At 69.5% G+C, this 14,500-nt stretch carries 9 protein-coding genes; 4 read left to right on the top strand and 5 right to left on the bottom strand.

Annotation, left to right across the window (positions count from 1 at the left end; genetic code table 11):
* Positions 1 to 93: 93 nt before the first annotated feature.
* Positions 94 to 3,624 carry a methionine synthase gene (gene metH / locus AB5J56_RS36005; protein ID WP_369239119.1) on the bottom strand — a complete coding sequence of 1,177 codons (3,531 nt, stop codon included), beginning with the start codon at positions 3,622 to 3,624 and terminating at the stop codon, positions 94 to 96.
* A gap of 270 nt (positions 3,625 to 3,894) precedes the next feature.
* Here metH and AB5J56_RS36000 point away from each other — a divergent pair, with 270 nt between their 5' ends.
* The 4 genes from AB5J56_RS36000 to AB5J56_RS35985 all read left to right on the top strand — a co-directional run bounded on the left by AB5J56_RS36000 (position 3,895) and on the right by AB5J56_RS35985 (position 9,127).
* Complete coding sequence (locus AB5J56_RS36000; RefSeq protein ID WP_369239117.1) at positions 3,895 to 4,659, top strand: IclR family transcriptional regulator; 765 nt, start codon at positions 3,895 to 3,897, stop codon at positions 4,657 to 4,659.
* Positions 4,660 to 5,061: 402 nt separating this feature from the next.
* Positions 5,062 to 5,856, top strand: coding sequence for an MIP/aquaporin family protein (locus tag AB5J56_RS35995; RefSeq protein WP_369239115.1), 795 nt, complete (start codon positions 5,062 to 5,064; stop codon positions 5,854 to 5,856).
* 107 nt (positions 5,857 to 5,963) lie between these two features.
* Entirely contained in the window at positions 5,964 to 7,502 is a 1,539-nt protein-coding gene (gene glpK / locus AB5J56_RS35990; protein WP_369239114.1) for a glycerol kinase GlpK, read from the top strand.
* Positions 7,503 to 7,510: 8 nt separating this feature from the next.
* The gene (locus tag AB5J56_RS35985) at positions 7,511 to 9,127 is read left to right on the top strand and encodes an FAD-dependent oxidoreductase (RefSeq protein WP_369239113.1); all 1,617 of its coding nucleotides are present in this window, start codon (positions 7,511 to 7,513) and stop codon (positions 9,125 to 9,127) included.
* A 98-nt stretch (positions 9,128 to 9,225) separates the two neighbouring features.
* Here the strand turns inward: AB5J56_RS35985 and mtnK are convergent, their stop codons facing one another.
* The 4 genes from mtnK to AB5J56_RS35965 are packed head-to-tail and all read right to left on the bottom strand — an operon-like array spanning position 9,226 to position 14,111.
* Entirely contained in the window at positions 9,226 to 10,401 is a 1,176-nt protein-coding gene (gene mtnK, locus AB5J56_RS35980; RefSeq protein WP_369239112.1) for an S-methyl-5-thioribose kinase, read from the bottom strand.
* Positions 10,402 to 10,416: 15 nt separating this feature from the next.
* Complete coding sequence (locus AB5J56_RS35975) at positions 10,417 to 11,457, bottom strand: ABC transporter permease (RefSeq protein WP_369239111.1); 1,041 nt, start codon at positions 11,455 to 11,457, stop codon at positions 10,417 to 10,419.
* 34 nt (positions 11,458 to 11,491) lie between these two features.
* A complete protein-coding gene (locus AB5J56_RS35970; protein WP_369239109.1) occupies positions 11,492 to 13,027 on the bottom strand; it encodes a sugar ABC transporter ATP-binding protein in 1,536 nt (511 codons plus the stop codon).
* Positions 13,014 to 14,111 carry a substrate-binding domain-containing protein gene (locus AB5J56_RS35965; protein ID WP_369239107.1) on the bottom strand — a complete coding sequence of 366 codons (1,098 nt, stop codon included), beginning with the start codon at positions 14,109 to 14,111 and terminating at the stop codon, positions 13,014 to 13,016. The genes AB5J56_RS35970 and AB5J56_RS35965 overlap by 14 nt, the downstream gene beginning before the upstream one ends.
* Between the last annotated feature and the right edge of the window lie 389 nt (positions 14,112 to 14,500).

Raw genomic sequence — 14,500 nt, 5'->3', positions numbered from 1 at the left:
CTCGTGGACAAAGTGCCTCTTGGTAGTTGACCGCCGCTAAAGGACCGCCAGGACTGCCCCTAAAGGCACACTGTCACTGCCGGTCCGCGGCGGTTACCGCGCGTTGAAGTACTTGGCCTCCGGGTGGTGGATCACGATCGCGTCCGTGGACTGCTCGGGGTGGAGCTGGAACTCCTCGGAGAGGTGGACGCCGATGCGCTCCGGCTCGAGCAGCCGCGCGATCTTGCCGCGGTCCTCCAGGTCGGGACAGGCGCCGTAGCCGAGGGAGAAACGGGCGCCGCGGTACTTGAGGTCGAACATGTCCTGGACGGCGGCGGGGTCCTCACCGGCGAAGCCGAGCTCCGAACGCACCCGCGCGTGCCAGTACTCGGCGAGCGCCTCGGCCAACTGCACGGACAGGCCGTGCAGTTCGAGGTAGTCGCGGTAGGAGTTGGACTCGAAGAGCTTGGCGGTCTCCTCGCCGATGCGCGAGCCGACGGTGACGACCTGAAGGCCGACGACGTCCGTCTCGCCGGACTCCTCGGGCCGGAAGAAGTCGGCCAGGCAGAGCCGGCGGCCGCGGCGCTGGCGCGGGAAGGTGAAGCGGGTGCGCTCGTTGCCCTGCTCGTCCAGGAGGATCAGGTCGTCGTCCTTGGACACGCACGGGAAGTAGCCGTAGACGACGGCCGCTTCGAGGAGGTTGTCGGTCTGCAGCTTGTCCAGCAGGCCGCGCAGCCGCGGGCGGCCCTCGTTCTCCACCAGCTCCTCGTACGTCGGCCCCTCGCCGGTGCGGGTCTGCTTCAGGCCCCACTGGCCCTTGAACAGCGCGCCCTCGTCCAGCCAGGACGCGTACTCCTTGAGCTGGATGCCCTTGATGACCCGGGTGCCCCAGAACGGCGGGGTGGGCACGGGGTTGTCGACGGCGACGTCGGAGCGGACGTGGCCCTCCTGCGGGCGCTCCTCGACCGCGGCCGGGGCGGCGCTCGCACGGACCCGGCGCTGCTTCAGCTCGGGCAGCACCGCGCCGGGCACGCCCCGCTTGACCCCGATCAGGGCGTCCATCAGGCGCAGGCCCTCGAACGCGTCGCGGGCGTAGCGGACCTCGCCCTGGTAGATCTCGTGCAGGTCCTGTTCGACGTACGCCCTGGTCAGCGCGGCGCCGCCGAGGATGACCGGGAACTCGGCGGCCAGCCCGCGCTGGTTGAGCTCCTCCAGGTTCTCCTTCATGATCACCGTGGACTTGACCAGCAGGCCGGACATGCCGATGACGTCGGCCCGGTGCTGCTCGGCGGCGTCCAGGATCGCGGAGACGGGCTGCTTGATGCCGAGGTTGACGACGTTGTAGCCGTTGTTGGACAGGATGATGTCGACGAGGTTCTTGCCGATGTCGTGGACGTCGCCGCGCACCGTGGCCAGCACGATCGTGCCCTTGCCCTCGGCGTCCGACTTCTCCATGTGCGGTTCCAGATAGGCGACCGCGGTCTTCATGACCTCGGCGGACTGGAGCACGAACGGCAGCTGCATCTGGCCGGAGCCGAACAGCTCGCCGACCACCTTCATGCCGTCCAGGAGCGTCTCGTTGACGATGTCGAGGGCGGGCCGGGTCGTCAGCGCGTCGGCGAGGTCCGCCTCCAGGCCGTTCTTCTCGCCGTCGATGATCCGGCGCTTGAGGCGCTCCTCCAGCGGCAGCGCGGCCAGCTCCTCGGCCTTGCCTGCCTTGAGCGACTTGGTGGTGGCGCCCTCGAACAGGGCCATCAGCTTCTGGAGGGGGTCGTAGCCCTCGGCCCTGCGGTCGTGGATGAGGTCGAGGGCCGTCTGGACCTCTTCCTCCGTGAAGCGGGCGATCGGCAGGATCTTCGACGCGTGCACGATCGCCGAGTCCAGGCCCGCCTTCACGCACTCGTCGAGGAAGACCGAGTTGAGGAGGATGCGGGCGGCCGGGTTGAGGCCGAAGGAGATGTTCGACAGGCCCAGCGTGGTCTGCACGTCCGGCCGGCGGCGCTTCAGCTCGCGGATCGCCTCGATGGTCGCGATGCCGTCCTTCCGCGACTCCTCCTGGCCGGTGCAGATGGTGAAGGTGAGGCAGTCGATGAGGATGTCCGACTCGTGGATGCCCCAGTTCGTCGTCAGGTCCTCGATGAGCCGCTCGGCGATGGCGACCTTGTGCTCGACGGTGCGGGCCTGGCCCTCCTCGTCGATGGTCAGCGCGATCAGCGCGGCGCCGTGCTCCTGCGCCAGCTTGGTGACCTTGGCGAAGCGCGACTCGGGGCCGTCGCCGTCCTCGTAGTTGACCGAGTTGATGACCGCGCGGCCGCCGAGCTTCTCCAGACCGGCGCGGATCACCGGGACCTCGGTGGAGTCCAGCACGATCGGCAGGGTGGAGGCGGTGGCGAAGCGGCCGGCCAGCTCCTCCATGTCGGCGACGCCGTCGCGGCCCACGTAGTCGACGCACAGGTCGAGCATGTGCGCGCCCTCGCGGATCTGGTCGCGGGCCATCTCCACACAGTCGTCCCAGCGGCCCTCCAGCATGGCCTCGCGGAACTTCTTCGACCCGTTGGCGTTGGTACGCTCACCGATCGCCATGTACGCGGTGTCCTGGCGGAACGGCACGGTCTGGTAGAGCGAGGCGGCGCCCGGCTCGGGCTGCGGCCGGCGCTCGGTGGGCGCCATGTCGCTGACCCGCTCCACGACCTGGCGCAGGTGCTCCGGCGTCGAGCCGCAGCAGCCGCCGACCAGCGAGAGGCCGTAGTCGCGTACGAAGTTCTCCTGCGCGTCGGCCATCTCCGGCGGGGTCAGCGGGAAGTACGCGCCGTCCTTGGTCAGGATCGGCAGGCCCGCGTTCGGCATGCACATCAGCGGCGTACGCGAGTGGCGGGCCAGATAGCGCAGGTGCTCGCTCATCTCGGCCGGGCCCGTGGAGCAGTTCAGGCCGATGAGGTCGATGCCGAGCGGCTCCAGGGCCGTCAGCGCCGCCCCGATCTCCGAGCCGAGCAGCATGACGCCCGTGGTCTCGAAGGCGAGCGAGCAGATCAGCGGCAGGTCCACGCCGAGAGCGTCCATCGCGCGCCGCGCGCCGATCAGGCTCGACTTGGTCTGCAGCAGGTCCTGGGTGGTCTCCACGATCAGCGCGTCGGCGCCGCCGGCGATCAGGCCCTCAGCGTTCTGCTGGTAGCCGTCGCGCAGTACGTCGTACGCGATGTGGCCGAGCGACGGCAGCTTGGTGCCGGGGCCGATGGAGCCGAGGACCCAGCGCTGGCGGCCGTCCTTGGCACCGAATTCGTCGGCGACCTCGCGGGCGATCCGGGCCCCCGCCTCGGACAGCTCGTGGATCCGGTCGGCGATCTCGTACTCGTTCGCCGCCGAGTGGTTCGAGCCGAACGTGTTCGTCTCGACGCAGTCGACGCCCACCTCGAAGTACGCCTCGTGGACGGAGCGGACGATGTCGGGCCGGGTGAGATTCAGGATCTCGTTGCAGCCTTCGAGGTTCTCGAAGTCCTCCAGCGTCGGATCCTGCGCCTGAAGCATCGTGCCCATCGCACCGTCGGCCACCACCACACGGGAGGAGAGCGCCTGGCGGAGGGCGTCGATTCGGCTCCGGCTGTCACCGGAGGCGGACGGAAGGGACGGATTCGGCAACGAGGCCATGGAAGATGCTCCCTGGAGTGCGACGGCTGTCGGCTTTGCGCTTCCCATGGAAGGCGCACGCCGTCAGGGTAGCCCGAGCGGCTGCACGAGGTCAGGAGCGTCCACGGGGCGGACGGGCGCGGCGCGGGTGGCCCACGTGGGAATTCGGCTCAAACGCATGGCGACCGGCCATTGGCAGGAGGTCGCCTGCGACGGGTAGTGTTCGACATTGCCGAACGGTGACGGCCATACGTCAACCGTCGGCCGAAGGGGACGGAGGGCAGCGCGGCGATGGCACGGAACATCCAGTCGCTCGAACGGGCGGCCGCGATGCTGCGGCTGCTCGCGGGTGGCGAGCGGCGGCTCGGCCTGTCCGACATCGCCTCGTCGCTGGGCCTCGCCAAGGGCACGGCGCACGGCATACTGCGCACGCTCCAGCAGGAGGGCTTCGTCGAGCAGGACAACGCCTCCGGGCGCTACCAGCTGGGCGCCGAGCTGCTGCGGCTCGGGACCACCTATCTCGACGTGCACGAGCTGCGGGCGCGCGCCCTGGTGTGGACCGACGACCTGGCCCGCTCCAGCGGCGAGAGCGTCTATCTGGGCGTCCTGCATCAGCAGGGCGTGCTGATCGTGCACCACGTCTTCCGGCCCGACGACAGCCGGCAGGTCCTGGAGGTGGGCGCCATGCAGCCGCTGCACTCCACGGCGCTGGGCAAGGTGCTGTCGGCGTACGACCCGGTGGCGCACAGCGAGGTCCTGGAGGCCGACCGCAAGGCCTTCACCGCGCAGACCATCAGCGAACTGGACGATTTCGAGGGCGTCCTCGACATCACCCGCGCGCGCGGGTACGCGGCCGACGTCGAGGAGACCTGGACCGGTGTGGCCTCCGTCGCAGCCCCCATCCACAACGGGCGCAGGATGCCGGTCGGCGCGGTGGGCATCACCGGGGCCGTGGAGCGGGTCTGCAAGGACGGGGAGCTGCGCCCCGAGCTGATCGCGGCGGTACGCGACTGCGCCCGCTCGGTGTCACGGGACCTGGGCGCCGGGCGGTTCTGAGCTTCGTAGACGAAAGTCATCAACGGAAGGGGCGGTACGTCGACGACGTACCGCCCCTTCCGCGTGTCCGCCTTCGCGTGTCCGCGTCCGTACGGAGCGTGTGTTTCCCACCCCTTCGCGACCACGCGACGTGCCCGGTCGCACGCGGTGCGCAGGCGTCTCAAGATCGATAGGTCACAGCAATCAATAACGATCGCGCTTTCGATAACCGAGCTCTTGACGAGGTGGTAACACCACGGCAAGACTCCCGTCCATCGGTCGACATTGTCGAACACCTACCGGCAATACGCGCTAGAGTGTGACAACGCCAAGGACCGAGCTTCGCTCTCACCCCCGAGAGCACGGACCACCGGAGGGACCCGGGGTTCGGCTTCCCCTGGACGAAGGACAAAGGAGTCGCGGGTGTCCAGCTCCGACATCTTCATCGGCGAGACCATCGGTACCGCCGTACTCATCCTGCTGGGTGGTGGCGTCTGCGCCGCCGTCACGCTGAAGGCCTCCAAGGCACGCAACGCCGGATGGCTCGCCATCGCCTTCGGGTGGGGCTTCGCGGTCATGACCGCGGTATACATCTCGGCGCCCCTCTCGGGTGCGCACCTCAACCCGGCCGTGACGCTCGCCCTCGCGATCAAGAACGACGACTACAGCAACCTCGCCACCTACTGGGGCGGGCAGTTGCTGGGCGCCATGATCGGTGCGGCGCTGGTCTGGGTCACCTACTACGGCCAGTTCCTGGCCCACCTGACCGACAAGGAGATCGTCGGCGGTCCGGGCGCGCAGGCCACCAAGACCAAGGCCGTCGAGGCCCAGGAGGCGGGCGCCGGCCCCGTGCTCGGCATCTTCTCCACCGGCCCCGAGATCCGCAACGTGGTGCAGAACCTGGCCACCGAGATCATCGGCACCGTCGTGCTCGTGCTCGCGATCCTCACCCAGGGTCTCAACAACAACGGCGACGGCCTCGGCGTCCTGGGTGCCCTGATCACCTCGTTCGTGGTCGTCAGCATCGGTCTCTCGCTGGGCGGCCCCACCGGCTACGCGATCAACCCGGCCCGTGACCTCGGTCCGCGCATCGTGCACGCCCTGCTCCCCCTGCCCAACAAGGGCGGTTCCGACTGGAGCTACGCCTGGATCCCGGTCGTCGGTCCGCTGATCGGCGGAGCGATCGCCGCAGGCATATACAACGTCGCCTTCGCTTAAGAGCACCGCTACAAGCACCGCGTACTAGGTACAGCACTGCTTTAAGCACCGCACTGCAGGCACCGCGTAGACCAGCCCCTTACATACGGAACTTTCAGGAGTACACCGTGACCGACGCACACACCGCCGGCCCGTTCATCGCCGCCATCGACCAGGGCACCACCTCGTCCCGCTGCATCGTCTTCGACCGCGACGGCCGCATCGTCTCCGTCGACCAGAAGGAGCACGAGCAGATCTTCCCGAAGCCGGGCTGGGTCGAGCACAACGCCACGGAGATCTGGACCAACGTCGAGGAGGTCGTCGCCTCGGCCATCAAGAAGGCCGGGATCACCCGCGACGACATCAAGGCCATCGGCATCACCAACCAGCGTGAGACCACGCTGCTCTGGGACAAGAACACCGGTGAGCCCGTCCACAACGCCCTCGTCTGGCAGGACACCCGCACCGACGCGCTCTGCAAGGAGCTCGGCCGCAACGTCGGCCAGGACCGCTTCCGCCGCGAGACGGGCCTGCCCCTCGCGTCGTACTTCGCGGGCCCCAAGGCCCGCTGGCTGCTCGACAACGTCGAGGGCCTGCGCGAGCGCGCCGAGGCCGGGGACATCCTCTTCGGCACCATGGACACCTGGGTCATCTGGAACCTGACGGGCGGTGTCAACGGCGGCAAGCACGTCACCGACGTCACCAACGCCTCCCGCACGATGCTGATGAACCTGCACACGCTGGAGTGGGACGAGAAGATCGCCGAGTCCATCGGCGTCCCGCTGGCGATGCTGCCGGAGATCCGCTCCTCCGCCGAGGTGTACGGCGAGATCACCGGCGGCAAGCTGGGCGACCTGCTCGGCGGCATCCCGGTCGCCTCCGCGCTCGGCGACCAGCAGGCGGCCCTGTTCGGCCAGACCTGTTTCTCCGAGGGTGAGGCCAAGTCCACCTACGGCACCGGCACGTTCATGCTGATGAACACCGGTGACAAGATCATCAACTCGTACTCGGGCCTGCTGACCACGGTCGGCTACCGCATCGGCGACCAGGCTCCCGTGTACGCCCTCGAGGGTTCCATCGCCGTCACCGGCTCGCTCGTCCAGTGGATGCGCGACCAGATGGGCCTGATCAAGTCCGCCGCCGAGATCGAGACCCTCGCCCTGTCGGTCGAGGACAACGGCGGCGCCTACTTCGTACCGGCCTTCTCCGGCCTGTTCGCCCCGTACTGGCGTCCCGACGCCCGCGGTGTGATCGCCGGTCTGACCCGGTACGTGACCAAGGCGCACATCGCCCGCGCCGTCCTGGAGGCCACGGCCTGGCAGACCCGTGAGATCAGCGACGCCATGACGAAGGACTCCGGCGTCGAGCTCGCGGCTCTCAAGGTCGACGGCGGCATGACCTCCAACAACCTGCTGATGCAGACCCTGGCCGACGTCCTGGACGCCCCCGTGGTGCGCCCGATGGTCGCCGAGACCACCTGCCTCGGCGCCGCCTACGCCGCCGGTCTCGCCGTCGGCTTCTGGTCCAACACCGAGGACCTGCGCGCCAACTGGCGCCGGGCCGCCGAGTGGACCCCGAACATGGCCGCGGAGACCCGCGACCGTGAGTACAAGAGCTGGCTCAAGGCCGTCGAGCGGACCATGGGCTGGATCGAGGACGAGGAGTAAGAACCCGCATGACCAGTCAAGCCACCCTCCAGTCCGTGCCTGCCCTCGGTACGCGCCCGGCCTCCGGCTCCAACCCGAGCCGCGCCGAGACCCGCGAGCAGCTCTCCAAGGCGACGTACGACCTCCTCGTCATCGGCGGCGGCATCCTGGGCATCTCCACCGCCTGGCACGCCGCGCAGTCCGGGCTGAGGGTGGCCCTGGTCGACGCCGGCGACTTCGCCGGTGCCACCTCCTCCGCCTCCTCCAAGCTTCTCCACGGCGGTCTGCGCTACCTGCAGACCGGCGCGGTGAAGCTGGTGGCGGAGAACCACTTCGAGCGCCGTGCGGTCTCCCGTCAGGTGGCCCCCCACCTGGCGAACCCGCTCACGTTCTACCTCCCCGTGTACAAGGGCGGGCCGCACGGCGCGGCGAAGCTCGGAGCGGGCGTCTTCGCCTACTCCGCCCTGTCGGCGTTCGGCGACGGCGTCGGGCATCTGCTGAGCCCCTCGAAGGCGGCGCAGGACGTGCCCGAGCTGCGCACCGACAACCTGAAGGCCGTGGCCGTGTACGGCGACGACCAGATGAACGACTCCCGGATGGCCCTGATGACGGTCCGCGCGGCCGTCGAGGCGGGTGCCGTCGTCCTCAACCACGCCGAGGTCTCCGGCCTGCGCTTCACCAAGGGCCGGGTGACCGGTGCCGAGCTGCGCGACCGCCTCGACGGCAGCGAGTTCGGTGTCTCCGCGCGGCTGGTGCTCAACGCCACCGGCCCGTGGGTCGACCACCTGCGCAAGATGGAGGACCCGAATGCCGCGCCTTCCATCCGGCTGTCGAAGGGCGCGCATCTGGTCCTGAAGCGCACCTCCCCCTGGAAGGCCGCGCTGGCCACCCCGATCGACAAGTACCGCATCACCTTCGCCCTCCCCTGGGAGGACATGCTGCTGCTCGGCACGACCGACGAGGAGTACGAGGGCGACCCGGCGGACGTCGCGGTCAACGAGAAGGACACGGCCCAGATACTCGACGAGGCCGCGTTCTCCATCCGCGACCAGCAGCTCTCCCGTGATCTGATCACCTACTCCTTCGCCGGTCTGCGTGTGCTGCCCGGCGGACCCGGCGCCACCTCGAAGGCCAAGCGCGAGACGGTCGTCACCGAGGGCCGCGGGGGCATGCTGTCCGTCGCGGGCGGCAAGTGGACCACCTTCCGGCACATCGGCCGTACGGTCATGAAGAAGCTGGAGTCGCTGCCGGGCCACCCGCTGGGCGAGGACTTCGAGCCCATCTCCGAGCTGCCGAAGAAGCTGCCGCTGCCGGGTGTCGCCAACCCCCGCGCGGTCGCCCACCGCCTGCTCGTCGACGGCCCGGCGCCCGGCCCCCGCATGGGCGCCGACACCGCCCGGCACCTGGCGACGCACTACGGTTCGCTGGCCTTCGACATCGCCCGCCTGGCGAACGAGAACCCCGAGCTCGGTGAGCGTGTCCACCCGGACGCCCCGGAGATCTGGGCGCAGGTCGTCTACGCCCGCGACAACGAGTGGGCCGAGACGACGGACGACGTGCTGCGCCGCCGTACGACGCTGACGATCCGCGGTCTCGCCACGGACGACGTGCGCGGCAAGGTGCAGGATCTGCTCGACAAGAAGTAGGCGTCACCGAACGGTGAAGGGGCGGTTCCCACGGGGGGAACCGCCCCTTGCACGTGTTCTGGGGCCTTCGCCTCAGGCCTTCGCTTCAGGCCTTCGCTTCAGCCGATGGTCGCGATCGCGGTCCGTACGTCCTCGGGGCCGGTGAACTCGGCTCGGCGGATGACGAGTTCGCGGCCGAGCAGCAGGGCGCGGCGGGAGGCGGGTACCGGGTCCGGCAGGGTCGTCAGGTCGGTGAGGTGGGCGAAGCCGATGATGCGGCGGATGATCTCCACACCGGCGTAGCCCAGGGACTCGGTCCAGACGCGGTCCAGGAAGCGGTCGAGGAACGCGTCGTCGAAGAAGGTGTCGACGCGGGCCGGCCACAGCCGACGGAACTCGGCCCTGAACGCGTCCCAGGAGAGCCGGAGTTGATCGCCGTGGTCGCCGCCTGCGCCGAGGGCGGTCGCGCGGGCCTCGGAGACGAGGGTGTTGGCCCAGTACAGGCCGAGGTCGAAGCCGATCGGGCCGACGAAGGAGAACTCGGGGTCGAACACCCTTACCACCGGGGCACCTTCGCGGGTGCCGACCATGACGCTGCCGGTGTGCAGGTCGCCGTGGAGGAGGGCCTGGGCGCTGGTCATGAAGGTGTGGCGCAGCTCGGCGACCTCGGTGCGCAGCCGCGGGTCGGAACGGAAGCAGGCGGCGAGGTGGTCGAGGCCGGGGTGCCAGTGGTTGTGCTCGTGCTCGACGTACGGCTCGCAGAGCACCACGTCCTCGGTGATCTTGCACAGCTCGGGGCTGACGGAGGCGGCGATCAGCGCCTTGCGTGCGGCGGACGGCATGCCGAAGTCGCTGGTGGCGAAGGAGAGTTGGGCGACGAACTCGCCGATGCGCCGGGAGGTGTCGGGGCCGTACCTGCCGCCCTCGTTGAGGACGGTGCGCAGGACCTCCAGGTCGGACATGTCCTCCATGACGAGGGCGTAGTTCTCGGCGTCGTAGCCGTGGATGGCGGGGATCTTGTCGGGGGCGACCTTGGCGACCTGCTCATAGGCGCGGGCCTCGGCGTCGGCGCGCTCGGGGCTCATCGGCCAGGACGGTCCCGCGACGCGTACCCAGGGCAGGGCCTGCTTGACGGCGAGGCTGTGGGTGCCGTCGGCGGCCGAGGCGAGGAAGACGCGGTTCATGTTGCCGTCGGAGACCTCGCGGACCTGCGGGTCGGCCGCGTCCGGGTCCCAGTGGCCGCGCTCTCGCAGGTAGTCGGCGACGTCTTCGGTCTCCAGGATGCGGTAGCCCATCGGTTCTGAACTCCCTTATGCGGTACGGCGCTTGGACAGGGTGAAGCTGAAGACCAGGGCGAGGATGAGGACCGCGCCCTCGACGACGTCCTGCGTGTAGTAGGGCAGGCCCTTGATGGTCAGACCGGTGGTGATGATCCCGATGAGGACCGCGCCGAGCGCCGTGCCCCAGACGTTCGGGCGTCCGCGGCCGAGCACGGAGGTACCGACCAGGGCGACGGCGACTGCTTCGAGGAGCTGCGAGGTTCCGGCGGAGACGTCGCCCTGTCCGATGCGGGCGGCGAGGATCAGTCCGCCGATGGAGGCGAGGACGCCGGAGAGGACGTACGCCAGGGCCCGGTAGGCGCCGACGCGGATGCCGGCCAGCCGGGAGGCCTCGGGGTTCGCGCCGATGGCGTACAGCACGCGTCCCCAGCGGGTGCGGGCGAGGAACACCCAGGCCAGCACGGTGAGCGCGGCGAAGATCAGTACGGAGACGGGGATGCCGAGGAGCGTGCCGCGGTCGATGCGCAGGAAGCCCTCGGTGAACCTGCCGGGCGCGGTCGTGCCGTCGGACTGGGTCATGCCCGGGGTGATGGACTGGCCGTCGACCAGGATGAGTTTGGTGCCCTGGATCACGAACATGGTGCCGAGGGTGGCGAGCATGTCGGGGATCTTGAGGACCACGATCAGCAGGGCGTTGAGCAGTCCGGCCAGCGCGCCCGCCGCGATCACCGCGAGGATGGCGACCACGCCGACCTGGTTGTACGTGACCATCGTCTTGGCGGCGACGGTCACGCCGAGTCCGGCGACCGCGCCGACGGACATGTCCATTCCGCCGACGGCCATGGTGAGGGTGACGCCGAGGCCGAGGATCGCGGCGACGGAGACGTACCGCAGGGTGTCGAGGAGGGTCGCCGAGTCGCGGAAGGACTGCTCGCTCAGCGCGAAGTACGCGAAGAGGGTGACGGTGACGAAGATGAAGCCGTACTTGATGACGGCGTTCTGGATCCGCGGGCCGGCGGCGAGCGGGGACGGGTTCGCCGTCTTCACGGGGGCGCTCTCGGTGGTGGTCATGGCGTGCTTCCTGGGGTGACGGGTCCGGCCGGCATCAGACGGACGCCGAGATGGTCTGGATCACGCGATCGCGCTCCGCGTCCTCGCCGTACGCGTCGAGGCGGATCTCGCCCGCGGCGAGGACGACGACCCGGTCGGCGACCTCGAGGACTTCGTCGACGTCGGCGGACAGCACGACGACGGCGGCGCCGTCGGCGGCCAGGGCACGGGCGCGGCGGCCGATGTCGCGGCGGGCGCCGATGTCCACTCCTCGGAACGGTTCGTCCAGGATGAGGACGCGCGGGTTCTCGGTCAGCCAGCGGCCGACGACGACCTTCTGCTGGTTGCCGCCGGACAGTTCCTCGATCGTGCTGTGCTCGTCGCGGGCGACGACGCCGAGCTGCTCGATGGTGGAGCGGCCGAGCGTGTCCTCGCGGGAGCGGCTGACGAGGCCGGCGGTGGAGAGGGACTTGAGGAACGGCAGCGAGATGTTCTGGGCCAGCGACCAGCCGGGGACGAGGGCGTCCGCGTGCCGGTCCTCCGGTACGAGGTGGATGCCGCTGCGGATCGCGTCGGCGGGGCGGCGCGGTGTGTAGGGCCTGCCGTCCAGTTCGACGGCTCCCCCGGTGAACGGCTCGGCGCCGAACAGGCCGCGGGCCAGCTCGGTCTTGCCCGCGCCCAGCAGGCCGACGACTCCGGTGACTTCGCCGGCGCGGAGGTCGAGGTCCTGTGGCGGGTGACCTTCGAGGAACGGGACACCCCGCAGCGAGAGCAGGACCTCGCCCTGGTCGCCCGCTCGCAGAGGGCGGGCGGTGGTGACCTCCTGGGCCTGGGCGAGCATGGCGCGCAGGGCGCTGTCCCAGTCGAAGGGCTTGGTCTGGTCCTCGGTGAGAGCGCCGTCGCGCAGGACGACCAGGCGGTCGGCGAGCGCGTCGATCTCGCCGAGGCGGTGGGAGACGTAGAGCACGGCGATGCCGTCGTCACGCATCCGCTCGACGAGTGCGAAGAGTCGCTCGGCCTCGGCGGCGGAGAGCGCGGACGTCGGCTCGTCCAGGATCAGCAGGCGCGGGCGGGTCGCCAGGGCGCGGGCCAGGATGAGCAACTGCCGGTCGGAGATGCCGAGTTCGGTGACGTCACGCTTCAGCACCGCGTCGCTCCAGCCGAGGTCGAGCGCCGACTGGATCTCGCGGGCGCGGGCCAGCAGCCTGCGCCCGTTGAGGAACGGGTTGCCGCGCGCCTGGGCCAGCTCCTCGAAGACCAGGTTCTCGGCGACGGTGAGGCCGGGGACGATGCCTTCGCCGATGCGCTGGTGAACGGTCTGGATGCCCAACTGACGTGCGGCGAGCGGGGATTGCAGCGCGGCCGGTGTGCCGTTCACGCTGATGTCGCCGCCGTGGTCCGTGTGGACGCCGGACAGGATCTTGATCAGCGTGGACTTGCCCGCGCCGTTGGCGCCGAGCAGCGCGACGACGCTGCCCGGCGCGATGTCCAGCGTGACGGACTCCAGGACCCTCTTTCCGCCGAAGGCCATGCTGACCTCACGCAGGCGGACCGCCGGGTCGGTGGGCGACACCGGTTCAGTGGGCGACATTGGGGATCCAGTCCGCGGTGCTGACCTTGGACAGGTTCAGCGCCGGCAGCGCCGTGCGCAGCTGGTCCATGTTCTCGATCTTGTTCTTCTTCAGGAAGTCCTGGGTGATCGCGACGGCCGGGAACTGGACCGAGGACTTGCCCAGTTGTCCGGCGAGTTCGAGGGCGGCCGTACGGACGACGGCGGCGCCGACCGCGGAGGGGTCGGTGCCCGCGGTGGCGACCCACGGGCTGTCCTTCGCGGTCATGTTCTGGATGTCGGCGTTGGACACGTCCGCGCCGAAGACCTTGACCTTGTCCTGGAGCTTCTTGTTCTGCACGGCGAGGACGGCGCCCTTGGCCAGCTCGTCGTAGGGGGCGAAGACGCCCGTCACGTCGGAGTGCTGGGTGAGTGCGGCGGACACCAGGGGAACGTTGTCGGTGGCCGTGGAGTCGGTGACCTTGCCGACCTTGAACTGCTGCTTCCAGGCGTTGGCCTCGACCGTCGACTTCCAGACGGTGTTGCGCTTGTCGAGGGCGGCGTACCCGGCGACGTTGACGTAGCCGACCTTGGCGCTCTTGCCGAGTTCCTTGGCCATCACGTCCAGGACGGCCTGCGCCATGCTGGCGTCGTCCTGCTCGGTGCTGACGACCTTCTTGTTGGTCTGGTCGACGTCGTAGACCACGACCTTGATGCCCTTCTTCACGGCGCGGTCGATCTGGGGCTGGATCGTGGAGGGGAAGCCGTGGTCGACGATGATCGCCTGCGCGCCGGAGTTGATGGCCGAGGACAGGTCGGTGGCCTGCTTGGCGTTGTCGGCCTGGGCGTCGTACACCGTGAGGTCGACGCCGAGAGCCTTGGCCTGTGCCTTGGCGCCGTTGCCCCACTGCTCGAAGTAGTCGCCGGCGCCGCTCTGCCGCACCAGGGCCACCTTGACCTCGCCCTTGCTGAAGGGCGCGGGCTTCTTGCCGGTGGCGGCGGAGGCCGAGGCGGCGGTGTCGGCGGTGTTCTTCGAGGCGTCCGTGGACTGGGAGCAGCCCGCGAGGAGGAGGGCGGAGGCGGAGGCCAGCGAGAGCGCGGCGAGGGGAACGCGGGTACGGGACATGGGGGAGCTCCAGGTGCAGGGTGGTGCCGAGGTGATGAAGGAGGGAGTGCTTGGCCCGGAGCGGGGACGGGAACGCGCCATCGCGCGGCGGACGGCCAACGCCCCGTGAATCGGGGCAGGTCGGGGCTCCGGAGGAGGTCAGCGACAGCGGGCTGTGGTCGACCGGAGCAAGTCCACGTACAGCCGCCGTACGAGCAGCAGCGTCTTCATATGCAGATCATGAGAACGATTCCAGCCACCCGTCAAAGTTCTGGACCCGTCTTCTCATTGGTTGAGACAACAACTTCGTCACACCCGGTCGGCCCGCCGCCTGGAGTTACCATCTCGGGACCGGCACCCGACCCGGGACAGTGAGGCTCCGTCGACGACACCCGTCCGGATGCCGGTCT

This window comes from Streptomyces sp. R21, from assembly GCF_041051975.1.
Taxonomy (GTDB): Bacteria; Actinomycetota; Actinomycetes; order Streptomycetales; family Streptomycetaceae; genus Streptomyces.
The sequence above is the reverse complement of the archived record's forward strand: the minus strand, read 5'-3'. Positions and strand labels throughout refer to the sequence as shown.